Genomic DNA, 24,500 nt, shown 5'->3' on the forward strand with positions numbered 1-24,500 from the left:
GGGGAAAACTGGAAGTTGACACGCCAGGCGCTTTCGGGCGGATTTCCGACCTGTGACGATCCGGTAGCTAAAGTGCCCAGCTGTCCGGATCATGCCCCATGACCTTGGCTGTTACGAGGTTTACCGGCGTCCGTCTCCCGGTCAGACGACGTGGGATTCGCGTCCCGCCCAGTACCCGTCGCGTAGTCGGCGCTTGTACAACTTGCCGTTGGGGTCGCGTGGAAGCTCCGTGACGAAGTCCACCGTGCGAGGACATTTGAAGGAAGCCAGCTCGTTACGGCAGAAGTCGATGAGCTCGGACTCGAGTTCCGGGCTTGCCGACGCCGGATCTGCCAACTGGACCACAGCTTTGACGGCTTCTCCCATTTCGTCGTCCGGAACGCCGATCACGGCGGCGTCGACCACCGCGGGGTGACCGACGAGGAGGTTCTCTGTCTCCTGCGGATAGATGTTCACCCCTCCCGAGATGATCATGAATGCCTGGCGATCGGTGAGATAGAGGTAGCCCTCGGCGTCGAGATATCCCATGTCGCCCAATGTCCGCCACCCCTGCTCGTTGGTGATGGACGCGGTTTTCTCGGGATCGTTGTGGTACTCGAACGCTCGACCGCCCGCGAAATACACCACGCCTACCTCCCCCGGGGGAAGCTCTCGACCGTCGTCGCCCACGATGTGGCACTCCTGCATCGGCCGGCCCACCGAACCGGGATGCGACAGCCACTCTTCGGGAGAGATCGCGGACGCGCCCACATCCTCTGTACCCGAGTAGTACTCGTGGATAATCGGTCCCCACCACTGCATCATCTGCTGCTTGACGGCGACGGGGCAGGGGGCAGCACCGTGGACGACCTCCCGCAGGCTCGACGTGTCATACCGAGCGCGGATGTCGTCGGGCAGTTTGAGCAACCGCACGAACATGGTGGGGACGAACTGCGCGTCGGTGACCCGGTACTTCTCGATCAACTCGAGACACGTGCGCGCGTCGAAGTTCTCCATCACGACGACAGTGCCGCCGAGCCGATGCCAGGACATCGAGAAGACCAGTGGCGACGCATGATACAGCGGAGCGGGCGAGAGATAGACGACGTCCTGACGCGGACCGTGGCGCAGAAGACCACGGGCGATGAGAACGGGTGCGCACGAGGGATCACCGAGTGGCGTGCCCGGCCACGGTTTGCGCACGCCCTTCGGAAAGCCCGTGGTGCCACCCGAGTACAGCATCTCCCGGCCCTCGATTTCGGCCTCGAGGGGTTCGGCCGACTCGCTGCGAAGCACGTCGCCGTAGTGTTCGAATCCCGGGATCGACCCGCTCGCCGACACGAGCACCCGAATGGCACCGAGGTCGAGATTCTCGATCACCTCGGCCATTCCCTCGCTGCTGACGAGGGCGACCGCACCGCAGTCGCTCAGCACGTGCTCGACCTCACCGGCCCTGAAATGCCGGTTGATCGCCGTGTAGTACAGGCCTGATCTTTGTGCTGCCCAGCAGATCTCGAGGAACGGGCGGTTGTTCTCCATGAGGATCGCGATGTGGTCGCCGGGGCGCAGTCCCCGGGATCGGAGTGCTCGCGCGAACCGGATCGAACGCTCCTCGAGTTGCGCGTAGGTCACGGTCTCTCCGCTGGACGCCATGACGATCGCGGGCCGGTCCGGGTGGGCGCGCGCGTGGGTGCTCGGTATCAACAGTTCCTGGGTTTCGGTCACGGACTCTCGCCTTCTTCGTCGACCGCCGGCCCCCGCCGACGAAACGGAAACATTGTTCTCACACACTAGAACTTTGTTCTTGCTCTAGGTAGGTTCGGATTCACGGGTTTCCGGTTTTCTGGACCGACGCGAAAAGCAGGGATGTTCATATGGACGGATTGAAAGACAAAGTCGTACTGATCGCGGGTGCCGCAACCGGACTCGGCGCCGACTCCGCGCATCGCCTCGCCAGGGAAGGCGCCCGGGTCGTCGTCGGCGACATCGATGCGGAGGGAGCCGAGCGCACCGCCGCCTCCATCCGCGCAACAGGCGGTGAGGCGACCGCGGCGCAGTTCGACATCTCCGACGACGATTCCGTGCGGGCCCTCGTAGCGTCGACGGTGGACGGTTACGGCGGACTCGACGCGGTCCACATCAACGCCGGCGACATGTCCGCCGTCACCAAGGATTCCGACGTGGTGAGCATCGACCTCGACGTGTGGGACCGCACGGTCGCCGTCAATCTGCGCGGCCACATGCTCGTCACGCGGCACACCGTTCCCCTGCTGCTCGAACGCGGAGGCGGTGCCATCGTCTACACCTCGTCGATCGCCTCGTTCACCGGTGATCCGCAACGGCCCGCATACTCTGCGACGAAGGCGGGGATCAACGCTCTCGCACGCCATGTCGCGTCGCGGTGGGGACGCGAAGGCATCCGCGCCAACGCGGTGACACCGGGCCTGATCCTGACCGACGAGATCCGGGAAGGCGCGCCGCCCGACCTGCTCGCCGGAATGCTCGCGCGCACGCGCAGCACCCGCCTCGGGGAAGCTGCCGATGTGTCGAGCATGGTCGCGTATCTGATGTCCGACGACGGGTCCTGGATCAACGGGCAGGTCGTCAACGTGGACGGCGGAACCGTCCTGCGTTGACGACCTACTCCGTCTCCGTGGCGCGCTGGTTCTGCTCGGCCGCGGCGTCTCCCAGCGAAACGCCGTGTGCCTGTTCGAGGTAGCGCACCACCGCGGTCTGGTCTGCCCCCGGTTCGAGGGCGTCGACCGCGGCATTCCAGACTCGGCCGATGGCCTCTCCCAGCACCGGCTCGATCCCCTGGTCGTGCGCCAGGTCGAGCGCGATGCCGATGTCCTTGCGCATCAACGCGGCGGCGAATCCGGAATCGAAGGTCCGCGACAGCACGAACTTCTCGTACTTCGTCTCGGTGGCCTGATTGCGGCCGCTCCCCGCGTTGAGCACCGCGAGAAGGGTTTCCGGCGCGATGCCGAACTTCCTGCCCACGAGCAAGGCTTCGGCCGCGACGAGGACATTGTTCGCGGCCAGCAGGTTGTTGAGCGCCTTGGCCGCGTGTCCCGAACCGACCGCACCGACGTGGATGATCTCCTGTCCGGTCTCCTGCAACAACGGGCGGACCCTGTCGACAACAGCGGTGTCACCACCGACCATCACGGCGAGGGCCGCCTGTTCGGCCTTCGCCACCCCGCCGCTGACCGGCGCGTCGACGACCGAAATCCCCTTCTCTCCGGCGATCCGGGCGAGGCGTTGTGTGCGCGTGGGCACGCTCGAGCCCATATCGATCAGCACGGCGCCCGGACGGAGATGCGCGAGCAGGCCGTCCTCACCCAGCACCACGGCGTCCACGATGTCGCTGGTCGGCAGGACCAGGATCACGGCATCACAGTCGGAGAAGTCGGCGAATCCCGCGGCACCGCTGACTCCGGAATGCTCGTCGACGAAACGCTGCTGAGAGTCGGTGTCGGCATCGCGTACCACCAGTGGCCGGACGCTGCGCGCGAAGTTGCGCGCGATCGGGCGGCCCATAGCACCGAGACCGACGTGCCCCAGGCGGCGTACCGACGTCGCACTCATGCTGTCGCCTCCTCGGCGGAGGAGGTGCCGGACTCCGCTGCGTCGAGCGGTCCCAGTTGTTCCACGAGTGTCGCCTGGACGACCCGCATCGCGGCGAGTCCCGCCGGCGCGCCGACGTACGCGGTGGCGTGGAGTACCGCCTCGGATATCTCCCTGCGGGTCAGCCCGTTCCGGAGTCCCGCGCGCACATGGGTCGCAAGTTCGGTGTGCTGCCCGAGCGCGATGAGCAGTGACACCGTGACGAGGGACCGGTCGCGCCGTCCCAAGCCGTCGCGAGTCCACACACCGCCCCAGACGAACTCGCTGACGTAGCCCTGGAGGGCTTCCCCGTCCGTGCCCGCGTTGCGGGTCAGCGCCGCATCGACATACTCGTCGCCCAGCACATCCCTGCGTTCGGTGAGTCCGGCGTTGTAGACCGTCTCGTGTGCTGCGGCGACGCCGCTCCGCACGGTGGTGCCCTCTGGAGACATCGGTGATCCCTTCGTGGCCGGCGGCTTCAGAGCCGGGCCGAATCGAGTTTGACTGTGACGCATTTGACCTGGCCGTAGTGGTGGAGCGCTTCCACACCCTTTTCGCGGCCGTACCCGCTGTGCTTCCAGCCTCCGAACGGTGTCTGCACCGACCCGGTCGACCAGGTGTTGACGAAGACCTGGCCGGTGCGCAGGCGCCCGCTGACGGTGAGGGCACGCGAAATGTCCCTCGTCCATACGCCCGCGACCAACCCGTAGTCGGAGTCGTCGGCGATCGCGATCGCCTCGTCCGCCGTGTCGAACGGGATGACCACGACCACCGGACCGAAGATCTCCTCCCGGGCGATGCGCATCGCGTTGTCTACTCCGCTGTACACGGTGGGGTCGATGTAGAAGCCGCCGGATTCGGCGGCGAATGCCGACACCGTGCCGCCGGTTTCTACACGCGCACCTTCCGATTCGGCGATCTTGAAGTATTCCTGCACCTTCTCGAACTGGTCTCGAGTGATGAGGGGGCCCATGTCGTGGCCGACGCGGATGCGGGACACCGCGTCCACCAGTCGGGTCACCACCTCGTCGTGCACGTCGCGCTGCACGAGAAGGCGGGTTCCGGCCGAGCACACCTGCCCCGTATTCGCGGTGAAACCCTGCACCGCTCCCGCCACCGCCGCATCGATGTCGGCGTCGGCGAACACGATGTTCGCGGATTTGCCGCCCAGTTCGAGGGTGGCCGGGATGACCCGGTCGGCCGCGATACCGGCGATCACGCGTCCGGTGGGCACCGAACCGGTGAAGGCAACCTTGGCGACATCCGGATGATGGACGAGCGCCGCCCCGGCTTCGGCCCCCGTACCGAGCACCACGGTGAAGGCGCCCTCGGGGAAGCCCACTTCGGTGGCCAACTGCGCGAGCCGCACGCTGGAGGCGGAAGTGTTCTCGGAAGGCTTGACAACCACCGTGTTTCCCGCCGCCAGGGCGGGAGCGCACGCGCGTGCGGACTGGTTGAGCGGAAGGTTCCACGGGGTGATCACGCCGATCACACCGAACGGCTCACGAATGGTGAACACGTGCTGGTCGGGCGCCACATCCAGGGTTTCGCCCGCAGGCATGCCGACGAGCCCGCCGTAGAACTCGAAATAAGTCGCGGAATTCTCCACCTCCGCGAGCGCGACCTTCTCCGGCTTTCCGGTTTCACTGATCTCGAGTGCCGCGAGGACCGATGCGTCGGCCCGCATCGCACGGGCGAGATCGACGAGAAGCCGCCCCCGAGAGAGCGCGGGAATGGCCAGCCATCGGGCGGTCGCCTTCACCGCGGCCCGCACGGCTGCGTCCACGTCGGCGGCATCACCTCGCGCGACCTGCCGTACGGTCCGGCCGGTCGCGGGATCGGTGACCGCGAGGTACTCACCGCCGGCGGGTGGTACTGCCGCGCCGCCGATCCAATGGTCGAGCGTCTCCATGATGTTGCCTTCCGGGAGTTGTCGAAGTACGCAGCCGTCTTCGAGTGCCGCGGCTATCGCGCCGCCGATGCTGTCTGCTGTCCGCCCGGGCGGGTACCGCTGTGCCGCCGTCGTGCAGAGCCCTCCGAATCTTGCCTCGTTGCACCCAACGGCGGCAAGGCATCCGGGGCGAGCAACGCACGGCGCTCGTGGAGGAAGTCGTGCGGGTAGCCCAACGTTATCCGTGACGCATCGTCGAGTTGCGCGAGGTGCGCGTCGTTCAGCACCACCGAGGCGGCACCGAGATTGTCCCGCAGTTGCGCAACGGTCCGGGCTCCGATCGAGACCATCGGTCCCCGGTGTCTCACCCATGCAAGCGCCACCTGCGCAGGCGAGTGCCCGAGTTCCTGTCCGATCGAGCGCGTCACCTCGAGCACGCGTCGCACACGGCCCGACAGCCGAGCCAGGCTCTCGTCGGTGTGCTCGCGTGCCAGGGCGCCGCGGGCGAGGGGACTCCAGGCACTCACCGCGAGCCCGAGTTCGTCCGCCATGGGCAGCAATTCCCGCTCCGGCGTCCGCGCGACGAGCGAGTACTCGATCTGCATCGCGCAGAACGACGTCCACCCTCTGAGTTCCGCGATCGCGTCCGACCGGGAGACAACCCATGCCGGCGTGTTGGAAATGCCGAGGGCCAGGACTTTTCCCGAACGCACCAGATCGTCGAGTGCGCGGAGAGTTTCCTCCGCCGGTGTGCAGCGGTCCCATGCGTGCACCCACAGCATGTCTACGTAGTCGGTGCCCAGCCTCCTCAAGCTCGTCTCGACACTGCGCCGCAGACTCTTGCGGTTGCTCCCGCCGGAGTTCGCGTCGTGCGGGTCGGTCGGCAGTGTGTACTTGGTGCTCACGACCACGGCATCGCGCTCGGGGGCGATCAACCGGCCGAGGATCTCTTCGCTCGCACCGTTGGTGTAATTGTTGGCGGTGTCGACGAAATTTCCGCCGGCTGCCCGATATTCGTCGTAGACCTCGCGACTGGTCGCCTCATCGGCACCGAATCCCCATTCCGTTCCGAAGGTCATGGTCCCCAGGCACCACTCGCTCACACGGATACCCGAGGATCCGAGAACCCGTTGCGCCATCCCGCTCGACCGCTGTTCAGGCATCGTCGTCCACCACCCAGTTGACGAAACGGTGCAGCGGATACATGCCGTCGTGGGGTCCACCCATGCTGCCCTTCAGGGCGCTGCCCAGTCGCACGATGCGCTGGACCCCGGCAGTGGCGAGGAGGTCGCGGATCTCGGCCTTCCGTGACGCGGGGTAGACGCCGACGGTCTGCGTCGCGACTGTGGCGTAGGACGCGGCCTCGCGCATCGCCGCGACCGGGATGACGTTGACCGTCTTGTCGGTCGGGTGGAAGTCCACCATCTCCGGGGAGCGCACCACGAGACCACTACCGTCGAACGTCCCCCATACCCGGTATTCGGGTTCGAGGAATCGCATGCCCTCGACCGCGTCCCGGATTTCGGCGCCGGGCTTCGGCCCGAATGCTTCCGCGAAATCGCGGTCCACGCCCAGTCGCTCGTGCAGCAGCGCACAGAACCGGTCCACCTGCTCGTCGTCGCCTTCGACACAGATGTGGCGGGCCGCGAGACACGCATCCTGGTTGAAGATCGTGGCGTCGAGGGCGGCAAGTTCGGCCACCTCACGCAGTGTCTCCTCCGACTCGAACGCCTCACGTCCGACGATCGACATGGAAACCTTGGGGTCGAACGAGATCAGCTGGAACCCCGGACCCACATACTTCGCGGCGTTCTCGATGGCAGAGCCACCGCCCCACGCGACGAGTTTGTCGAAGTACTGCGAGCGGTAGAGCACGTTTTCGACGGCCTCGTCACCGCCTCGCCAGTACACCGCGGACATCGAACGGAGCACGGGATGATCGGGAGCGATATCAGCCATCGTGCGCAGCACGGCCACGGTGGTGAACGGATCGGCAGACGGCATCTTGAAGAGGTTGATGCCTTTCGTCAGGGCCGCGTCGGCGATCGTGGTCATCGCGGCGCTCGGAGAGTTGCCGGCCATCATGTGGACCAGTCGCGGAGGGAACGCACGAACCCGGCTCACGCTGCCGTTCGGGTCGGTGCGTTCGGTCCAGCCGTCGAGGACGTCGAGACTCCCGAAGGTCCGTTCGAGCCGGTATTCGAGTGCCGCTCTGGTGAGGAACTGTCCCGGGCGAGCGAAGGTGTTCTCGATGATCCGGCGGGGCAATGCGCTGACCTGAACCGTCATCTCGAGTGATTCCTGGAGGTACTCGTTCTTCTCCAGAGTCAGGTACTGCGCGGTTTCGACCAGGAAGTCGATGATCTCCGAGACCGGAACCTCGAAAGCGGGTCCGACCTCCGAGCGTGGGGCGAACAGGCCGTTGTACTCGAGACGTGGGGTCACGAACGGCACACCGAAGTCGCGGGAAAGGTATTCGCTCTCCTCCCCCCAGACGAGTTCACCGCGGACGAAGTGCGGCACCCGGATCGTGGACGCGGGCGGCGCGGAAGCAGTTGTGGTCATGGTCGTCTCACTGTTCGATGAAGCCGCGGACGTACGCATCCATGGTTCCGGCGCACGTGATCTTGTCGTCGTTGCCCAGGTCCGAATATCGCGCGATATCGGGAAGAATCGTCTCGCCGGCGTGCCCGCACGGGCACACCCCCTGTTCGACGACGATGCGGTCGCCGGAGATCGTTCCGCCCCAACGTCCGTCGACGGTCAGGTCGAAGAAAGCTGCACGGCCTTCGACTCTTCCGTCCACGACGTCCGCGAGTTTTTCGCCGTCCTTGTCGAGTACGAACAGCACGAGTCCGTCGGGAACGTGGTAGCGCCCACCGAGGCACCGTGGCATGCGGAGGTTGAGTTCCTGCATGGAGTAGTAGTGGAAGAACCGCTCGGGCGCGATATTGAGCATTCCGAAGATCTGCTCCTGGTAATCCGCGGGCAGGGTGCTGCCCTTGAGTCCGCCGCCGACCGTCAGTGCGTTGGCGCCCGAAATGCTGCCTTCGCGGGCACCCTTCTCCCGGAGGATTTCCACCAGGCGGAACAGCTGTGTGAACTGGGCGTTGAAGAAGATCTCCTCGGTGGGCCGCGCAAGGATGTGGTCCGCCCAGTGGTGCAGGCGCCGTTCCTGTTCTGCCGCACGCCCGTGCGCCTCCGCCTCGAACGCAGCGATGTCGTCCGGGGTGGCGGTGCCGTCGGCCATGGCTCGTCGCATGGCTTGCAGCCGGGCCATATAGCGGTGGTGACCGACCGGCGGAGTGCCTTCGAACAACGGGATGCCGTCGGGACGGCGGTAGTTGTCGATGATCAGGTCGCGCATGGCGACGTGTGCGCTCTGCCCGGTATCGGGTCCGACGGGGATGACATGCCAGCGGCGTTCCGGCGGCATTCCGAGTTCGGTGAGCCCGTCGATCATGTTCTGCATGTTGGCTTCACGGTCGCGAACCGACTTGTTGAGGAAGGAACCTTTGCCGCTCGTCCCGCTCGAGCTGGACACGAGGTGGCCGGCCGCCTCGAGTGCCTCGATCCACTCGTCGACGTCGGAGACGCCCGTGACGTCGACCTCGGTCACGCGGTGCGTCGACAGCGAGTCGATCCAGCGATTCATGCTCGACCAGCGGCCTTTGGCGATGAGCGATTCCGGGTAGCTCTTGTAGGTCGTGTGCGGGAACAGCAACGGAACCATGTCCTCGCGGGACGTGATGGCGGTGATGCCTTCTGCTTCGGCGCGCTGATGCAGCACAGGGACCTGACGGCGTCGCTCCTGAAACTTCGCGTCGATCGCTTCGATCACGTCGTTCTTGTCTTGCGTCAGTGACATTTCCCCTCCGGCGGTATGCGATTCCGGTAACCATACCCACGGGTCAAGTTTTCTGTCTATGCCCGGATCGCTTTGGCACACTGGCGGATATGACGAGTTCCACGGCCCCCGGCGAAGGCACGAAGCGAAACAAGGGCGGACGCCCCACAGCCGAACAGGCCTCGGATCTCGATCGCCGTATCCGGGAAAGCGCCCTCGAGCTGTTTCTGGAACACGGCTACGAAGGCACGTCCATGAACGGCATCGCGGCCGCAGCCGGCACGACGAAACCCTCGCTGTATGCGCGTTTCCCCACCAAGGAGGCGGTGTTCCGATCGGTGATGGGATGGGCGGTGCAGCGCACCGACTGGCCGTTCCCCGAACCGCCGGAGCCCCCACTCGACGACCTCGAGGGCGCCCTGACCGAGATCGCCACGACCGCGCTCCGGCGGGCACTCGATCCGTCGATGGTTCGTCTCGAACAGGTCGCGATCGCGCACGCTTCCAGCTATCCCGAGATCGCACGCCGGACGTACGGACGCGGCGCGTGGCCCCGGACGAAACTCGTCGCCGACCTGCTGCGGCACCATGCCGGGAAAGGCGCCGTCGACGCGGACGATCCGGAGATGCTCGCCGAGTTGTTTCTCGGTATGGCAACGAGCGCACCCGCCCGTCTCGCGTCGTTCGGCATCATCCGCACGCCGGCCGATATCGAATCACACACGCGCGCAGCGGTGACACTGTTTCTCCGGGGACTGCGACCGGCGTGACAACCGGCCGGCGACATGCGAGACGGGCGCCCGTCAGAAGGCGCCTGCGGCGATCTGGTCGAGGACGGGAAGCAGCACCTCGTCACCGGCGCTCGGAATGTCGACGACGACACGGTCGACCGGCATCTGCCGGAATCGCTCGAGCACGTCGGCGAGGTCGGGGCGGATCGCCTGCAGGACGGTCACGCGGATGTCGCCGGGGTCGCGGCCGACCCGCTCCCACTCCTCGCGGAGTTGTTTCAGATCACCCTCCAGCGTGTCGACCACCTGGTGCCCCATCGGGATCCAGCCGTCCGCCCATGCGGCGACCCTGCGAAAGCCTACCGCGCCCGGGCGCACACCGAGCAGCAACGGAGGATGCGGGCGTTGCAGGGGTTTCGGCCCGACTCTGCTGGGAGAAAGCCGAACATGTTTACCGTCGTACGCCGCTTCCTCGTCGGTCCACACACTCTTCATCAGAGCGATCTTCTCTTCGACCACCGGGTACTTGTCCCGAGCATCGAACCCGTGGTCCTCGAACTCGTCGTTGTTCCAGCCGAATCCGACACCGAGAACCAGCCGGCCGCCCGACATGACGTCGAGCGTGGCCACGGCCTTGGCATACGAGATCGGGTCGTGCCCACCGGGAAGTGCCGTGCACGTTCCGACGACGAGATTCGTCGACGCCGCGACGAAGGACAATCCCACGAGCGGATCCCACAGACCGAAGTAATGGTCGGGCACCGGCCCGCCACCCGGAAACGGTGTGTTCCGCGCTGTCGGTATGTGGGAATGTTCAGGAACGAACAGGGATTCGAATCCTCGCTCCTCCGCAGCATGCGCGAGGCCCACGAGGGGCATCGATGTGTCGGTGCCACCGTAGTGGAGACCCACCCCCATGGTGGGGCTCATGCGTCCGCTCGTCGTCGCGCACTCGCGGCACACACACCGCCGTCGACGAGCACGTCGGTGCCGTTGACGAATCCCGCATCGTCGGACAGCAGGAACGCGACGACAGCGGCAAGTTCGTCGGCGTCGCCGGTCCTGCCGAGCGGTGTCATCTTGACCATCGCGCCGATTCGTTCGTTGTGCTCCGCCTCCTGCCGGCCCTGTGGCGTGTCGATCATGCCGGGCGAGACCGAGCATGCCCGCGCTCCGACGGCACCGAGCCGAACCGCTTCGTCGCGCGCGAACTGCTGCACGCCGTATTTCGCCCACGCGTACGCGACGCCGGTGTGCTCCACCGCCTCACCCACCGATTCGCGCACACGATCGAGGAAGTCCTCGGCGAGCGGGTCCGACAGCACCGCGGTGATCTCCGGAGAGGCGTGGATCTGCCCGATGGTCGGCGCCATCGAGGCGAAGTACACCGAGGCGGTACCGGCGGTCGCCAGCGGACGCAACGCTTCCGCGAGCAGAGCCGTGCCGACGAGATCGACGGAGAAGATCCGGCGCCAATCGGCCATGGTGGGCGAGATACCGGCCGCATGCGCAACCGACCGGAGGGTACCGAGTTCGGCGACGCGGCGAGCGAGTCGCGCGAGGCCGTCGGCGTCGGTGACGTCGAGCACAAACGGTTCGACCCGGGTCCGTTCGGTCGACAACCCCTCGGCCGCGGCGGTCACCGTCGCCTCCTCCAGATCGATGAGCAGCAGCATGTCGACCGTGCCGACCATCCGCGCCGCACACGCGTATCCCATTCCGCGGCCGGCCCCGGTCGCAATCCCGACTGTTGTCACAGTTTTCGCCCCCTGGTAAGTGCGGTGTCGTGTCCGGCGTTCAGTGTTGCGGTGCCCAGCATCCCGACAACCCGGGTTCGGCTGCGCGGGTGACGAGTTCGACGAGCAGCCCTGTCCGGCTGCGCGCGAACGCGAAGAACAGTCCACCTCCGGGCGCGTCCCGCGTGGCCTCCACGGAGTAACCCTGCCGTTCGAGTTCGGCACAGTCCGCATCGACGTCGTCGGACCAGTACCCGAGGTGGTGCACCCCGGAGGTCGCCTGCCACATGGTTCCGGGGACGCTCGCAACGACTTCGATCCGTGGCGTCGTCACGGAATAGGAGCATTCGAGCGTCACCACGGCGTCGCCGGTCGGGAGTTTCACAGGTACAAGACCGCCCACTTGCGGCCCCCAGCTGTAACCGAGCAGGTCCGACAGCTCGTCACGTGCCGCCCTCGGGTCGTCCGCGACGATCCCGAAATGGAACAGATCCTCTGCCTTCACTGCCACCTCCGAACGTAGGGGTTTCGCAACCACCCGAACCCGTGTAAGAATCGTATTCTGAGTTGCGAGAAAGATATTCTCACAGTTGGAGAGGAGGCACAATGGCGTGGGACTTCGAAACCGATCCCGAGTACCAGGAAAAGCTGGACTGGGCTGACGCGTTTGTGCGAAACGAGGTAGAGCCGCTCGACCTGGTGTGGGAGCACCAGCAGTTCGTGCCGCTCGACGGACTCCGCCGCAAGGCCATCGATCCCCTCAAGGAGCAGGTCCGGCAGCAGGGACTGTGGGCGACGCATCTCGGCCCCGAACTCGGCGGCCAGGGCTACGGCCAGCTCAAACTCGCGCTGCTCAACGAGATCCTCGGGCGGTCGTCGTGGGCACCGATCGTGTTCGGCTGCCAGGCTCCGGACACCGGTAACGCCGAGATCATCGCGCACTACGGAACCCCCGAGCAGAAGGCGCGCTACCTGCAGCCGCTGCTCGACGGGGAGATCTTCTCCTCGTACTCGATGACCGAGCCCCAGGGCGGCGCCGACCCCGCGCAGTTCCGGACCCGCGCCGTCAGGGACGGCGACGACTGGGTCATCAACGGGTGGAAGTACTTCTCCTCCAACGCGCGGACTGCGGCGTTCCTCATCGTGATGGTCGTGACGGACCCCGACGTCCCGGTGCACAAGGGAACATCCATGTTCCTCGTCCCCACCGACACACCCGGGGTCGAGATCGTTCGCAACGTCGGACTGTACGGCGAACCGTTGAACGACGGCACCCACGCACTCATCCATTACAACGATGTGCGCGTGCCCCACGAGGCGCTCCTGGGCGCGGAGGGTCAGGCCTTCGCGGCGGCCCAGACACGCCTCGGCGGTGGCCGCATCCATCACGCGATGCGGACGATCGGCCTCGCACAGAAGGCCGTCGACATGATGTGCGAGCGCGTCCTGAGCCGGGAGACCGCCGGTAGCCGCCTTGCGGACAAGCAGACCGTGCAGGGCTACATCGCCGACTCGTACGCGCAGCTCGCCCAGTTCAGGCTGTTCGTGTTGAACACGGCATGGAAGATCGACAAGTACAACGACTACAAGAAGGTCCGCAAGGACATCGCCACCGCGAAGATCGTGATGCCGACCGTGCTGCACGACATCGCCTGGCGCGCAATGCAGGTGCACGGCGCTCTCGGTGTCACCAACGAGATGCCGTTCTTCAGGATGATCCACGGCGCCGCCGTGATGGGACTCGCCGACGGACCGACCGAGGTGCACAAGACCACGGTCGCCAAGCAGGTCCTCCGCGATTACGAGCCCACCGACGACATGTGGCCGTCGGAGTGGATTCCGAAGAAGCAGGAAGCAGCCCGGGCGAAACTCGCCGACTACCTCGAACTCGAAGTGGGAAACCAGTGATCGATACCTCGCGACTCGCCGAATGGATGGACGAGCATGGCCTGCCCGGCAAGGGTGCGCCGCTCGAAGCCGAGTACCTGTCCGGCGGTACCCAGAACGAAATCTACAAGCTCACCCGAGATGACTTCACCAGCGTGATCCGCATCCCGCCGGCTGCGGCACCCGCCGACCGCGACAAGGGAATCATGCGCGAGTGGCGCATCATCCAGGGCCTCGACGGCACCGATGTCCCGCACACCGAAGCCGTCGCGGCGTGCGAGGACAAGTCCGTCCTGGGCCGGTCGTTCTACCTCATGGGATACGTCGACGGATGGTCGCCGATGGATCACCGGGAGGCGTGGCCGGCACCTTTCGACACCGATCTCGACGCGCGCGCGGGCCTGGCCTATCAGCTCGCCGAAGGCATAGCCCTGCTCTCGAAGGTCGACTGGAAGGCTCAGGGCCTGCACGACCTCGGCCGTCCCGAGGGTTTCCACGACCGTCAGGTCGACCGCTGGACCGCGTTCTTCGAACGGATCAAGGGACGCGAGATCGAAGGTCTCGACGTCGCTACCAAGTGGCTGCAGAACCATCGCCCGCTCGACTACATCCCGGGTCTGATGCACGGTGACTACCAGTTCGCGAACGTGATGTTCCAGCACGGGGCGCCCGCCAAGCTCGCCGCTCTCGTCGACTGGGAGATGGGCACGGTCGGCGATCCCAAGCTCGACCTCGCCTGGATGGTCATGAACTGGCCCGAGGACATGAACTCGCCGAGCGCCGCCGAGGCCACCTATGTCGACCTCCGGGGAATGCCGAACCGGTCCGACCTGGTCCAGCACTACTCGGACATCTCCGGTCGCCAGGTCGACGACCTCGACTACTACCTCGTGCTGGCCAAGTGGAAGCTCGCGATCGTCCTGGAGCAGGGTTTCCAGCGTGCCGGTGACGACGTGAAACTGCAGTCGTACGGGCCGGTGATCGTCGACCTGATGAAGTCGGCCGCGGACCTCGCCGAATCCACGGAGTACAAGGGATGACCGCAGCAGCAGTCGAAGGGCTGGTTCGTGAGCAGCACGGCCCGATCCTCGTGCTGCGCATCGACCGCCCCGATGCCCGCAATGCGCTGACCGGCGCGGTGATTCGCGGCCTCGGTGCCGCGGTCGCGGACGCCGAGCGCGATCCGGATATCCGTGCCGTCGTGCTCACCGCTACCGGGGACCGCGCGTTCTGCGCCGGGATGGATCTGCGGGCGTTCGCGAGCGGCGAGGACATCGGTCTCGGGTCCGATGACGCTGCTGCCGCGTATGCGCGGCTCTGCCAGGGAAAGCTCGGGATACCGGTGATCGGTGCCGCCAACGGCAGCGCGGTGGGCGGAGGGCTCGAACTTCTCCTCGGGGCCGACCTCATCGTCGCCTCGTCTGCGGCGAAGTTCGGTCTGCCCGAGGTCAAGAGGGGTCTCTTCCCGGCCGGCGGAGGAACTTCCATCGGGACGCGTATTCCGATCGGCGCCGCACTCGAGATCGCCCTGACCGGCGATCCGATCACCGCGCAACGCGGGTACGAACTCGGGTTGATCAACGCCGTGGTCGAACCCGACGAGGTGCTGAACACCGCTCTGGACTACGCGCGCCGCATCGCTGCGAACGCACCTCTCGGACTCGCCGCGGTCAAGGAACTCGTACGGTCCTCGCTGACCGATCCCGAGTATGCGTCGGAACGGCTCGGATACTGGCAGTCCCTGGTGTTCGCCAGCGACGATGCCAAGGAGGGCGCTGCGGCGTTCATGGAGAAGCGAGCGCCGGCCTGGCAGGGGCGATGAGCACCGTGCGTGCGGCGGTCTGTGCGGAGTACGGGCCACCGGAGATCGTCGAGATCCGGGATCTCCCGTCGCAACCACTCGCACCCGGGCAGGTCCGGGTGCGGGTGGGTGCGGCGGCGGTGAATTTTCCCGACGTGTTACTGGTCGCGAACAAGTACCAGATCAGCGTGCCGCCCCCGTTCGTTCCGGGTAGCGAGTACGCCGGCGTGGTCACCGAGATCGCGGGCGACACCGGGGAGTTCATCGTCGGAGACCGGGTCACGGGCACCAGCCTGGTCGGAGCCTTCACCGAAGAAGTGGTGGCGCCGGCGGCATCGCTGAAGGCGATTCCCGACGGGATCGACGACCGCACGGCTGCGTCCTTCGGCGTAGCCCATCGCACTGCGTACCACACGCTCCGGTCGGTTGCCCGGCTCCAGCCGGGCGAGCGACTGGTCGTGCTCGGCGCCGGAGGCGGTGTCGGTCTCGCCGCGGTCCAGCTGGGTGTCGCGCTGGGTGCGTCCGTGACTGCTGTCGCGTCGTCGCAAGACAAACTCGCGGTCGCCGAGAAGTACGGGGCCGAGCACCTGATCGACCACCGGGCGGGCGATCTGCGTGGCGCCCTGAAGCAGATGCTGCCGGAGGGAGCAGATGTCGTAGTGGATCCGGTCGGCGGCGACCTCTCGGTACCGGCACTCCGGTCCCTCGGACGCGGCGGCCGATTCGTCACGGTGGGCTATGCGTCGGGCACGATACCGGAGGTTCCGCTGAATCTCGTTCTGGTGAAGGGCCTTCGCATCATGGGATTCCAGTTCCAGGACCTCGATCCCGAGGAATACCGGCGTAACGAGGCAGAACTGGTCGACCTGCTGATATCCGGCCGGGCGGTACCCCACATCGGAGCGCACTACCCGCTCGACGAGGCTTCCCGCGCCCTGCGTCACGTGGCGGACGGTCTCGCGATCGGAAAGGTCGTGGTGGATATCGCGCGGTGACCCTGCGCGAAAGGTCCCCACACGACGACACGGCCCGAATCCCAGGGAGGTTCGGGCCGTGTCGTGTTCGTCAACGAATGCTGGTGAGGGTACCTGTCGCCGGCATCGATCCAATTCCGTCGGTACGGAAGGACTCGGTGAACCCGACGTCGACGGGTGCGTTCGTCGCAGCCTGGAGTGCGTGCGCCTTGAAAACTCGTGCCGCTCTGCTCAACCGGTGCTGAGTGGAACCGAACCGGGAGTCGAGCTCGGAAGGAACGTCTTTGCCCCACATCGTGATCGTGGTGGGGTGCTTCGCCAAGGTCTCGAGCAGGCCCTGACGGATCCGTGCGTCGGCTTCGTAGAGGTCTGTCGCCACCGCGACGGTGTCGGGCATCGGGCCGTGCGGGGAACACTCCAGTGCCGATTCGAGGTCGACCGTGGTGGCACCGAGGATCTCGAGGGGCCGGATATCGGCATTTCCGGGCACCAGGACGACGACCTCCCAACCCGCGGCCACCTGGTCGTACAGCCAGCCGCCGGTGTATCGCACTGCGTCGGCGACACGAGGCGCGACGACCGCGAGTCGCCTCCTCAGAATGTGCTTGCGTGCATGAGCTGTTGCTCGAGAGACCGTGTGTAGTCCTCGAAGATCTCGGTCAGAGGGAGCGAACGATCGAGTAGCCATGAGGTTTCCATTCCGTTGAGGAAAGCGACAATCTCCACCGCTTTGACGGCTGGGTCCAGATCCGTTCGGTATCGTCCGGCGCGCTGTCCGCGCCGGATCCCGGCCTCGACCGTGTCGAGTGCCGCTCGATATCGACCGAGTAGGCGATCGTGCAGTGGCGCGTCCGGTTCGAGGTTCTCCACGAGGAGCACCGCGTACATCCCCACCAGATCGGGAGAGTCCCGGAAGCGACCGGGGATCTTCATGATCTGTTCGATGAGATCTCCCGAGCGGTCCACACGAGCAAGGTCGTCGGCATCCCGTGCGTCGAGCACGGCATGCAACAACTCGGTCTTCGAATCGAAGTGATGCAACAGACCCGCCGGGCTGAGCCCTGCGGCCCGCGCGATCTGAGCGACACTCGTGCTCCGCCACCCGTTCCTCGCCAGTAACCGTTGGGCGACGCCGAGAATTTGCGCCCTCCGATCCTCACCCCTGGCGAGGAGCGTGTCGTACGCACGGTGTTGCACCCTTGCTTCGCCCTCCTCGTCGACCAAACCTACCGAACACACATTAGGTCGGTTTGGTCCCATGTGACAAGGGTCTCATCGAGTTTATTTTGCAACTCACGTCACAGCGTCAGTGATCCATCAGCTCGACGATCGTGGCGTTCGCGGTCCCACCGCCTTCGCACATCGTCTGGAGTCCGTACCGGAGTCCCTGGTCACGCATGTGATGAATCATCCTCGTCATCAGCACCGCACCCGATCCGCCAAGCGGGTGCCCGAGCGCGATGGCACCTCCCAGTGGATTCACCCGCCCGATGTCGGCGCCGGTTTCGGCAAGCCAGGCGAGCGGCACCGACGCGAACGCTTCGTTGACCTCGAAAACACCCACATCCCCGAGCGCGACACCGGCTTTGCCGAGCACCTTCTCGGTCGCCGGGATCGGGCCGGTGAGCATGAGAACCGGATCGGCGCCGGCGACCGCACCGGCGCGGTATCGCACCAGCGGCGTCAGTCCCAGCTCGCGAGCCTTCTCAGGCGTGGTCACGAGCAGGGCGGCCGCGCCGTCCGAGATCTGCGACGAGTTGCCAGCGTGGATGACTCCGTCCTCGGCGAAAGCAGGCTTCAGCCCGGCGAGCTTGTCCACCGTGCTTCCGCGGCGGACGCCTTCGTCCGCGGAGACCGATCCGTTGTCGGTGGCGACCGGCACGATCTGCCCGTCGAACGCTCCGCGATCCTGCGCCGCAGCGGCACGCTCGTGCGAGAGCACCGCGTACTCGTCCAGGTCGGTCCGCGAAAGACCCCACTTCTGCGCGATCTTCTCCGCCGAAATCCCCTGGTTGAACGCGAAGCCGTCATAGCGGGCCAGCGCCTGGGGACCGTAGGGCATACCGGTGCCGCGCGCAGCACCGAGCGGCACCCGGCTCATCACCTCGACCCCGCCTGCGACGACCACATCCTGCTGACCCGACATCACGGCTTGGGCCGCAAAATCCAGTGCCTGCTGGCTCGAGCCACAGGCGCGGTTGACGGTGGTGCCCGGGATGGATTCGGGCCATCCGGCGGCGAGCACCGAGTAGCGCCCGACATTGCTGGACTGGTCGCCCACCTGCGACACGCAACCCCACACCACGTCGTCGATCACGGTGGGATCGATACCCGTTCGCTCCGCAAGAGCCCGAAGGATGTGCGCCGACAGATCTACCGGGTGCACCCCCGCCAGTCCTCCGTTGCGTTTACCGACCGGGGTACGGATCGCCTCGACGATGACAACTTCACGCATCTTCTTCTCTTCCATTCGTATCCGGTTGTTGCCTCACGCCTGACGCACCGGGCGCAGACTTCGCGGCGGCGGCGCCACCGATCGCCCAGCGACCGGTGAACCTCGCGTCCCGTTTCTCCGCGAAGGCGGCGAAAGCTTCGGGTGCATCCGCGGTGGCGAAATTGACCGCCTGTGCGCGGGCCTCCCCGGCAAGCGATTCACGGAGGGTGCGATCGGCCCCCTCGTTCAGCAGCGCCTTGGTCTGCGCGAGCGCCACCGGCGGACCCGCGACGAGACGGCCGGCGAGGTCGTCGACGAACGCGTCGATCGTGTCTTCGGGCTCGACCCAGGTCACCAGGTTCAGCCGATGGGCGTGTTCCGCGTCGATCGTCTCGGCGAGCAGAGCCAGCCTCTTGGCCTGTTGCAGGCCGACCAGCTTGGGCAACAGCCACGATCCGCCGAGGTCCAACGACAGCCCGCGTCGCGAGAAGATCTGCGAGAACGTGGATCTCGGAGTCGCGACAACGAAGTCACACCCCAGCGCCAGATTCCATCCGGCTCCGACCGCCACACCGTCGATCTTTGCGATGGTCGGCACCGGAAGCTCGTGCAGAAGCAATGCGATGTCGGTGAGGACACGCATCTTGCGCAAAGGGTGCGCCCGACCGGGATTGGACAGGTCGGCTCCGGAACAGAACGCGCCGCCGGCGCCGGTCACCACAAGCACCCGCACCTCGGGGTCCTGACCGGCCTCGTCCAGGGCATTGCGCAGCGCATCCCACAAACCGCTGTCGAGTGCGTTCTTGCGGGCGGGCCGATTCAGTGTCAGCGTCCGCACACCACCGCGATCGTCGACGAGCAGTGACTCCCCGGCCGTCACCGGTTCTGCCTCGCAGCCGATTCCGGGAACCGGTACGCGGGGCCGATTGCACCCTCCGCACGAAGTTTCTCGATCTGATCCGACCTGAATCCGGCGTCGGCGAGCACCCGTGCGGTGTGTTCACCGAGGCCCGGAACAGCGCCCATCGGCGGGTCGAAGCCCGTGATCACCGGCGGTGGCAAGAGCGCGTCGATCGGACCGTTCGGCGAATCCACTTCGCGCCACCTGTCACGCGCCGTCAACTGGGGATGCACGAGTACTTCACTCGGCAGGTTGTATCGCGCGTTGCCGATCCCGGCCTCGTCCGCGACCTTCTGCACGTGGTCGAGCGGGTACTCTGCGCACCACTGCGAGATCGCCTCGTCGAGAACCGCCCTGTTCTCACATCGTCCGGTATTGGTGCGGAAACGCTCGTCGTCGGCGAGATCGTCACGTCCGATGATCTCGCGTGCGAGTCGCTGCCACTCCCGGTCGTTGGTCGTACCGAGCACCACGGTCTGGTCGTCGGCCGTCCGGTACGCACCGTAGGGCGAGACCGCTGGTGAACTCATCCCGCGCGGTTGCTGATCCACACCCGAGTACCGCGTGTAGGTGAGCGGATATCCCATGATCTCGGTCATGGTGTCGAACAGACTCACGGACACCGAGGTCAGCGCCCCGGCACGTCCACGATGCCGTTCCCTTCCGCACAGCAACGCGAGAATCGACACGGCCGCATACAGACCCGTGCTGATGTCGGCGACGGGAGGACCCGGTTTCGCCGGCATATCGGGGAAACCGGTCACCGCGCACGCGCCCGACTCCGCCTGCACGAGCAGGTCGTACGCGCGCTTGTGGGACAGCGGTCCGCCCTGGCCGTAACCGTCGATCTCTACAGCGATCAGATCGGGGTAGCGCTCCGCCAGCATTTCCCGCGAGATGCCCAGTCGCGCAGTGGCTCCCGGAGTGAGATTCGACACGAGTACGTCGGCACCGGCCAGCAGCGTGTGCAAGGTTGCGATTCCGGCGTCCGACTTCAGGTCGATCGTGACGGATTCCTTGCCCCGGTTCGCCCACACGAAGTGCGCGGCCATACCGTTGACGACGTCGTCGTAGTCGCGGGCGAAATCACCGCCCCGAGGATTTTCGATCTTGATGACCCGCGCCCCGAAGTCGGCGAGCGTGCGAGTACACATCGGCGCCGAGACGGCCTGCTCGAGCGTCACGACCGTGACCCCCGACAGCGGGCCCTCCGGGCTCGTCGGGTCGGACATCACATCACCATGCCACCGTCTACCGGCAGCACCTGGCCGGTGATGAACGACGCGGCGTCCGTGGCGAGGAACACGAAGGCACCAGCGACCTCCGAGGGCTCGGCCCAGCGTCGCAGGGGAATTCGGTTCAGCATGGTCGCGGCGAACTTCTCGTTCGTGCGAATCGTCTCCGTCATCGGTGTCGCAGCGAGCGGGGCGAGCGCGTTGACGAGAATGTTCTTCCGCGCGAGCTCCCGTGCCAGCGACTTGGTCATTCCGATGATGCCGGCCTTCGCGGCCGAATAGTTCACCTGGCCGAGAGTGCCCGTGATTCCGGCGGACGAGGTGACGTTGATGATGCGTCCGGTGCCGTCCGTGGCCAGGAAAGGAAGCGCTGCCTGCGAACAGGTGAAGGCGCCGAGCACATGGATGTCGTGGATGCGCTGGAAGGATTCGGTGCTCGTCTCCGCGAACATCGCGGGATCGGTGACACCGGCGTTGTTGACCAGAATGTGCAGCACGCCTTCGGTGAAGCCGGCGGCCCGCGCAGCCGCAGAGTCGGCGGCGGCCCGGTCGCGAACATCCAGTGCGGCGCTGTCTGCCTTGCCGCCGTTCTGCGAAATCCGCTCGGCCACAAGCGCAGCCGCATCACCGTCCACGTCGGTGACGAGAACTGCCGCACCGGCCGCGGCGAGGGCCTCCGCCACCGCGGACCCGATGCCACCTGCCGCGCCGGTGACCAGCGCCGACCGTCCGGTGAGGTCGAAAAGGTTGTTCTTCTCCGCCATCAGTAACTCCTCGGCAATCCCAAAACGTGTGAGCCCAGGAAGTTCAGGATCATTTCCTGGCTGATCGGTGCAATGCGCATGACGCGTGCCTCGCGGAAGTAGCGCGAGACGTTGTATTCCTCCGAATACCCCATGCCGCCGTGCGTCTGCAGAGCGCGGTCCGCAGCGGTGAATCCCGCATCGGCACAGAGGTATTTCGCTGTGTTGGCTTCCCTGCCACACGGCTTTCCGTTGTCGTAGAGCCACGTTGCCTTGCGGAGCACCAGTTCTGCGGCGTCGAGCTGTGCCAGCGAATCCGCGAGGGGGAACTGGATGCCCTGGTTCATTCCGATGGGCCGGCCGAACACTTCGCGTTCGTTGCCGTACTTGACGGCCTTGTCGAGTGCCACCCGCCCGATACCGAGGGCTTCGGCCGCAATGAGCATCCGTTCGGGGTTGAGACCGTCGAGAAGGTAGCGGAAGCCCTGGCCTTCTTCGCCGACGCGATCCTCGACCGGAATGTGCAGGTCGTCGATGAACAATTCGTTCGACGTGACGGCGTTGCGTCCCATCTTCCGGATGGGCCGGATGTCGACCTTGCTGCGATCGAGGTCGGTCATGAACAGGGTCATGCCGTCGGTCTTCTTCTCGACCTCGTCGTAACGCTGGGTGCGAGTGAGCAGCAGGATCTTCTCCGACTCGGCCGCTTTCGAGATCCACACCTTGCGCCCGTTGACGACGTAGTGGTCGCCGACGCGCTTGGCGAACGTGGTGATCCGCGACGTGTCGAGACCCGCACCCGGTTCGGTGACGCCGAAGCAGACGTGCAGATCACCGTTCACGATGCGGGGCAGCGTCCGCGCCTTGAGTTCGTCGGACCCGTGCTTGACCACGGGTTGCATACCGAAGATGTTCAGGTGGATGGCGCTTGCGGCGTTCATACCGCCTCCCGAACGCGCCACCTCCTCGAGCAGCAGGGTCGCCTCGGTGATGCCGTAACCGTGCCCGCCGTATTCTTCGGGCATCGTGATGCCCAGCCAGCCGCCGTCGGCCATCGTCTTGTAGAACTCGGACGGGAACTCGTGTGCGAGATCCTTTTCCATCCAGTACTGGTCGTCGAATTTCTTCGTCAGTTCGGCGACCGAGGAACGGATCAGTTCCTGGTCCTCGGTGAGGTCGAAACTCATGCCTCCCATTACTGTCCCCTCACGTCCGAGCCGTACGGTCGGGCGAGCGCGCGGGCACGACGGTAGTGCCGCGCAGTCTCCCGACAGCTTCGGAATTGTTCGGATTCACCGATCTCGCGGTGACTGCGTACCTGGACGCTCACTTCGTGCCCTTCTGCGATTCGTGCACCGGCTGTGCACCGTTCCCGGGAATGTGCTCGACGGTTTTCGAGCACCACTTCGAACGCACCGACCCTGATCGGTCAGTCGGATGCCGGCAACGCCTGTGCCGACTTCACGACCATGGGAACCCCGGCGTAACTGAGTTCGCCTGCGCCCGGGGAAGTGCAGAGCACCTCGACCGTGTCGCCGGCGTCGACGTACCGCTTGCCGAGCAGCGTCCCGGTGCCGCTCGCCGGTTCCGACGGCCGGCCGGGAGGTGCCGGGATCATGGCTTCTCCGCCGCAGGCGAACTCCTGCACGCCTTCCGAGGGAACCCGGACGACGACGATTCTCGTCGAGCAGGTGGTGCTGGCGAGCTGCTGACCGGGGCGGAGCGGTGAAGGTGTGGTCACGGCGTACCTCTCTGTCGATCGCTCGGACACCGAGCGTGGGTTCTGCGAGTGCGCGAACATCCGGAAAGCCCGGGCCTGGGAGCCGCATTCCACGGCACCCCCGAGCACGAGCGGCACAGAGCAGCGGTTCGAGCAGCTCAATACGAGGAAACTATCTTCTCCTATCCGGAGAATCAACCTGTTCTCCCGGCAAACACTCCTAAGCGGAGCGACCTCCTTTTTCAGACCTCGCGCGACGTGCGCGCGCGGGGGCAACCGTTCGACACCCCGGTGACCTGCGGATTCATCCGGTGAAACATGAGTGTTTGACACCTGGGGCGAGGCATGGAAACCTATCGATCAGAAATGAGAATGTGATTCTCCGAGAGGGAGGAGGCTGGGAGTGGTCCTGCTGCCCCCACTGCCGGCAGATCGATGGGACGACAAGGTCGATGCCGCTTTGAAAGGGCTCATGCCCCGGGATATGCGGAATCCGGAACGTGCAGGTGTCGCCATGGCGACGCTCGTGAATCATCCGGAACTGACGAAGGCATTCCTCGGGTTCAGTGTGCATCTGCTCTTCCGGTCCACGCTGCCGCCCCGCCTGCGCGAACTTGCCATCCTTCGTACCGCCCATCTTCACGAATGCGAGTACGAGCGTGAGCATCACAAAGTCATTGCGGCGGCAGAAACCGACCTGACCGCAGACGAAATCTCCGCAGCGCTGGACGGCAGGTCGGACGATCCCTTCGAGAGCACGCTGCTCGAGGCGGTCGACGAGCTACACGAGTCCTCGCGGATTTCCGAGCGGACATGGACGGCACTTTCAGCCCGTCTCGACACCAAACAACTCATGGACCTGATCTTCACCGTAGGTGGCTACAGCCTGATGGCGATGGCGTACAACACCTTCGGTATCGAGTTCGAAGACGAAAGGTAGAAAGCCTTGCCCCACTTCACCAAACCGGCCGAGGGAAGCTGGACCGAGCACTATCCCGAACTCGGTACCGCCCCG

The 24,500-nt window shown here is 65.7% G+C and carries 25 protein-coding genes; 7 read left to right on the forward strand and 18 right to left on the reverse strand.

All coding sequences use genetic code 11. From position 1 onward, the window contains the following. Positions 1–141 precede the first annotated feature (141 nt). The gene (locus tag ACFWBU_RS19370; protein ID WP_378529006.1) at positions 142–1,704 is read right to left on the reverse strand and encodes an acyl-CoA synthetase; all 1,563 of its coding nucleotides are present in this window, start codon (positions 1,702–1,704) and stop codon (positions 142–144) included. A 149-nt stretch (positions 1,705–1,853) separates the two neighbouring features. On the opposite strand from ACFWBU_RS19370, the gene ACFWBU_RS19375 reads away from it, so the two are divergent. Beyond that, the gene (locus tag ACFWBU_RS19375) at positions 1,854–2,615 is read left to right on the forward strand and encodes an SDR family NAD(P)-dependent oxidoreductase (RefSeq protein ID WP_169622038.1); all 762 of its coding nucleotides are present in this window, start codon (positions 1,854–1,856) and stop codon (positions 2,613–2,615) included. Between the two features lie 4 nt (positions 2,616–2,619). On the opposite strand, the gene ACFWBU_RS19380 is transcribed toward ACFWBU_RS19375, so the two are convergent. From ACFWBU_RS19380 to ACFWBU_RS19405, 6 genes are read right to left on the reverse strand one after another with little or no spacing between them, the layout of a single operon-like run. After that, on the reverse strand, positions 2,620–3,567 hold the full coding sequence (locus tag ACFWBU_RS19380) for an NAD(P)-dependent oxidoreductase (protein ID WP_378529007.1): 948 nt from the start codon (positions 3,565–3,567) through the stop codon (positions 2,620–2,622). Next, positions 3,564–4,037 (reverse strand): carboxymuconolactone decarboxylase family protein, encoded by a 474-nt coding sequence (locus tag ACFWBU_RS19385; RefSeq protein ID WP_169622036.1) that lies wholly within the window; start codon positions 4,035–4,037, stop codon positions 3,564–3,566. The genes ACFWBU_RS19380 and ACFWBU_RS19385 overlap by 4 nt, the downstream gene beginning before the upstream one ends. A 26-nt stretch (positions 4,038–4,063) precedes the next feature. Beyond that, positions 4,064–5,497, reverse strand: coding sequence for an aldehyde dehydrogenase family protein (locus ACFWBU_RS19390; RefSeq protein ID WP_378529008.1), 1,434 nt, complete (start codon positions 5,495–5,497; stop codon positions 4,064–4,066). A 53-nt stretch (positions 5,498–5,550) separates the two neighbouring features. Beyond that, positions 5,551–6,639, reverse strand: a complete 1,089-nt coding sequence (locus ACFWBU_RS19395) for an aldo/keto reductase (RefSeq protein ID WP_378529009.1) — start codon at positions 6,637–6,639, stop codon at positions 5,551–5,553. Further along, positions 6,632–8,041, reverse strand: a complete 1,410-nt coding sequence (locus ACFWBU_RS19400; RefSeq protein WP_378529010.1) for an acyl-CoA reductase — start codon at positions 8,039–8,041, stop codon at positions 6,632–6,634. Before ACFWBU_RS19400 ends, ACFWBU_RS19395 begins: the two co-directional genes overlap by 8 nt. A 7-nt stretch (positions 8,042–8,048) precedes the next feature. Continuing rightward, positions 8,049–9,344: a hypothetical protein gene (locus tag ACFWBU_RS19405; RefSeq protein WP_378529011.1), complete on the reverse strand. Its 1,296-nt coding sequence runs from the start codon at positions 9,342–9,344 to the stop codon at positions 8,049–8,051. Between the two features lie 89 nt (positions 9,345–9,433). On the opposite strand from ACFWBU_RS19405, the gene ACFWBU_RS19410 reads away from it, so the two are divergent. Further along, on the forward strand, positions 9,434–10,093 hold the full coding sequence (locus ACFWBU_RS19410) for a TetR/AcrR family transcriptional regulator (RefSeq protein ID WP_378529012.1): 660 nt from the start codon (positions 9,434–9,436) through the stop codon (positions 10,091–10,093). A 33-nt stretch (positions 10,094–10,126) separates the two neighbouring features. Here ACFWBU_RS19410 and ACFWBU_RS19415 read toward each other — a convergent pair whose 3' ends face one another. The 3 genes from ACFWBU_RS19415 to ACFWBU_RS19425 are packed head-to-tail and all read right to left on the reverse strand — an operon-like array spanning position 10,127 to position 12,295. Further along, on the reverse strand, positions 10,127–10,984 hold the full coding sequence (locus ACFWBU_RS19415; protein WP_378529013.1) for a TIGR03619 family F420-dependent LLM class oxidoreductase: 858 nt from the start codon (positions 10,982–10,984) through the stop codon (positions 10,127–10,129). Next, positions 10,981–11,811, reverse strand: a complete 831-nt coding sequence (locus ACFWBU_RS19420) for an SDR family oxidoreductase (protein ID WP_169622031.1) — start codon at positions 11,809–11,811, stop codon at positions 10,981–10,983. The genes ACFWBU_RS19415 and ACFWBU_RS19420 overlap by 4 nt, the downstream gene beginning before the upstream one ends. A gap of 40 nt (positions 11,812–11,851) precedes the next feature. Beyond that, positions 11,852–12,295 carry a VOC family protein gene (locus tag ACFWBU_RS19425; protein ID WP_378529014.1) on the reverse strand — a complete coding sequence of 148 codons (444 nt, stop codon included), beginning with the start codon at positions 12,293–12,295 and terminating at the stop codon, positions 11,852–11,854. Positions 12,296–12,396: 101 nt separating this feature from the next. On the opposite strand from ACFWBU_RS19425, the gene ACFWBU_RS19430 reads away from it, so the two are divergent. From ACFWBU_RS19430 to ACFWBU_RS19445, 4 genes are read left to right on the forward strand one after another with little or no spacing between them, the layout of a single operon-like run. Beyond that, on the forward strand, positions 12,397–13,698 hold the full coding sequence (locus tag ACFWBU_RS19430) for an acyl-CoA dehydrogenase family protein (protein WP_378529015.1): 1,302 nt from the start codon (positions 12,397–12,399) through the stop codon (positions 13,696–13,698). Positions 13,699–13,724: 26 nt separating this feature from the next. Next, complete coding sequence (locus ACFWBU_RS19435; RefSeq protein WP_378529020.1) at positions 13,725–14,717, forward strand: phosphotransferase family protein; 993 nt, start codon at positions 13,725–13,727, stop codon at positions 14,715–14,717. Then, a complete protein-coding gene (locus ACFWBU_RS19440; RefSeq protein ID WP_378529016.1) occupies positions 14,714–15,499 on the forward strand; it encodes an enoyl-CoA hydratase-related protein in 786 nt (261 codons plus the stop codon). The genes ACFWBU_RS19435 and ACFWBU_RS19440 overlap by 4 nt, the downstream gene beginning before the upstream one ends. 5 nt (positions 15,500–15,504) lie before the next feature. Next, a complete protein-coding gene (locus ACFWBU_RS19445) occupies positions 15,505–16,473 on the forward strand; it encodes an NADPH:quinone oxidoreductase family protein (protein ID WP_378529021.1) in 969 nt (322 codons plus the stop codon). Positions 16,474–16,543: 70 nt separating this feature from the next. On the opposite strand, the gene ACFWBU_RS19450 is transcribed toward ACFWBU_RS19445, so the two are convergent. From ACFWBU_RS19450 to ACFWBU_RS19485, 8 genes are all read right to left on the reverse strand, one after another. Then, a complete protein-coding gene (locus tag ACFWBU_RS19450; protein WP_378529017.1) occupies positions 16,544–17,005 on the reverse strand; it encodes a hypothetical protein in 462 nt (153 codons plus the stop codon). A gap of 41 nt (positions 17,006–17,046) precedes the next feature. Further along, positions 17,047–17,649, reverse strand: coding sequence for a TetR/AcrR family transcriptional regulator (locus tag ACFWBU_RS19455; RefSeq protein WP_378529018.1), 603 nt, complete (start codon positions 17,647–17,649; stop codon positions 17,047–17,049). A gap of 109 nt (positions 17,650–17,758) precedes the next feature. Continuing rightward, complete coding sequence (locus ACFWBU_RS19460) at positions 17,759–18,907, reverse strand: thiolase family protein (RefSeq protein WP_169622185.1); 1,149 nt, start codon at positions 18,905–18,907, stop codon at positions 17,759–17,761. Beyond that, complete coding sequence (locus ACFWBU_RS19465) at positions 18,900–19,766, reverse strand: enoyl-CoA hydratase/isomerase family protein (RefSeq protein ID WP_169622025.1); 867 nt, start codon at positions 19,764–19,766, stop codon at positions 18,900–18,902. The genes ACFWBU_RS19460 and ACFWBU_RS19465 overlap by 8 nt, the downstream gene beginning before the upstream one ends. Continuing rightward, positions 19,763–21,019, reverse strand: coding sequence for a CaiB/BaiF CoA transferase family protein (locus ACFWBU_RS19470; RefSeq protein ID WP_378529019.1), 1,257 nt, complete (start codon positions 21,017–21,019; stop codon positions 19,763–19,765). The genes ACFWBU_RS19465 and ACFWBU_RS19470 overlap by 4 nt, the downstream gene beginning before the upstream one ends. Then, positions 21,019–21,786 (reverse strand): SDR family NAD(P)-dependent oxidoreductase, encoded by a 768-nt coding sequence (locus tag ACFWBU_RS19475; protein ID WP_169622023.1) that lies wholly within the window; start codon positions 21,784–21,786, stop codon positions 21,019–21,021. Before ACFWBU_RS19475 ends, ACFWBU_RS19470 begins: the two co-directional genes overlap by 1 nt. Then, the gene (locus ACFWBU_RS19480; RefSeq protein ID WP_169622184.1) at positions 21,786–22,952 is read right to left on the reverse strand and encodes an acyl-CoA dehydrogenase family protein; all 1,167 of its coding nucleotides are present in this window, start codon (positions 22,950–22,952) and stop codon (positions 21,786–21,788) included. Before ACFWBU_RS19480 ends, ACFWBU_RS19475 begins: the two co-directional genes overlap by 1 nt. 242 nt (positions 22,953–23,194) lie before the next feature. Further along, positions 23,195–23,506 carry a hypothetical protein gene (locus tag ACFWBU_RS19485; protein ID WP_169651546.1) on the reverse strand — a complete coding sequence of 104 codons (312 nt, stop codon included), beginning with the start codon at positions 23,504–23,506 and terminating at the stop codon, positions 23,195–23,197. Positions 23,507–23,957: 451 nt separating this feature from the next. Here ACFWBU_RS19485 and ACFWBU_RS19490 point away from each other — a divergent pair, with 451 nt between their 5' ends. Next, on the forward strand, positions 23,958–24,425 hold the full coding sequence (locus tag ACFWBU_RS19490) for a carboxymuconolactone decarboxylase family protein (RefSeq protein ID WP_378529022.1): 468 nt from the start codon (positions 23,958–23,960) through the stop codon (positions 24,423–24,425). The last annotated feature ends 75 nt before the right edge of the window (positions 24,426–24,500 follow it).

The organism is Rhodococcus sp. NPDC060084 (assembly GCF_042730335.1).
Taxonomy (GTDB): Bacteria; Actinomycetota; Actinomycetes; order Mycobacteriales; family Mycobacteriaceae; genus Rhodococcus.

Bases quoted from the DNA above. Each gene is read 5' to 3' on its own strand.
- ACFWBU_RS19430 (WP_378529015.1), top strand. From the start codon at position 12,397: ATGGCGTGGGACTTCGAAACCGATCCCGAGTACCAGGAAAAGCTGGAC.
- ACFWBU_RS19475 (WP_169622023.1), bottom strand. From the start codon at position 21,786: ATGGCGGAGAAGAACAACCTTTTCGACCTCACCGGACGGTCGGCGCTG.
- ACFWBU_RS19435 (WP_378529020.1), top strand. From the start codon at position 13,725: ATGGACGAGCATGGCCTGCCCGGCAAGGGTGCGCCGCTCGAAGCCGAG.
- ACFWBU_RS19400 (WP_378529010.1), bottom strand. From the start codon at position 8,041: ATGACCACAACTGCTTCCGCGCCGCCCGCGTCCACGATCCGGGTGCCG.
- ACFWBU_RS19415 (WP_378529013.1), bottom strand. From the start codon at position 10,984: ATGAGCCCCACCATGGGGGTGGGTCTCCACTACGGTGGCACCGACACA.
- ACFWBU_RS19390 (WP_378529008.1), bottom strand. From the start codon at position 5,497: ATGGAGACGCTCGACCATTGGATCGGCGGCGCGGCAGTACCACCCGCC.
- ACFWBU_RS19385 (WP_169622036.1), bottom strand. From the start codon at position 4,037: ATGTCTCCAGAGGGCACCACCGTGCGGAGCGGCGTCGCCGCAGCACAC.
- ACFWBU_RS19375 (WP_169622038.1), top strand. From the start codon at position 1,854: ATGGACGGATTGAAAGACAAAGTCGTACTGATCGCGGGTGCCGCAACC.
- ACFWBU_RS19490 (WP_378529022.1), top strand. From the start codon at position 23,958: ATGCCCCGGGATATGCGGAATCCGGAACGTGCAGGTGTCGCCATGGCG.
- ACFWBU_RS19440 (WP_378529016.1), top strand. From the start codon at position 14,714: ATGACCGCAGCAGCAGTCGAAGGGCTGGTTCGTGAGCAGCACGGCCCG.
- ACFWBU_RS19480 (WP_169622184.1), bottom strand. From the start codon at position 22,952: ATGAGTTTCGACCTCACCGAGGACCAGGAACTGATCCGTTCCTCGGTC.
- ACFWBU_RS19380 (WP_378529007.1), bottom strand. From the start codon at position 3,567: ATGAGTGCGACGTCGGTACGCCGCCTGGGGCACGTCGGTCTCGGTGCT.
- ACFWBU_RS19405 (WP_378529011.1), bottom strand. From the start codon at position 9,344: ATGTCACTGACGCAAGACAAGAACGACGTGATCGAAGCGATCGACGCG.
- ACFWBU_RS19395 (WP_378529009.1), bottom strand. From the start codon at position 6,639: ATGCCTGAACAGCGGTCGAGCGGGATGGCGCAACGGGTTCTCGGATCC.
- ACFWBU_RS19470 (WP_378529019.1), bottom strand. From the start codon at position 21,019: ATGTCCGACCCGACGAGCCCGGAGGGCCCGCTGTCGGGGGTCACGGTC.
- ACFWBU_RS19410 (WP_378529012.1), top strand. From the start codon at position 9,434: ATGACGAGTTCCACGGCCCCCGGCGAAGGCACGAAGCGAAACAAGGGC.
- ACFWBU_RS19460 (WP_169622185.1), bottom strand. From the start codon at position 18,907: ATGCGTGAAGTTGTCATCGTCGAGGCGATCCGTACCCCGGTCGGTAAA.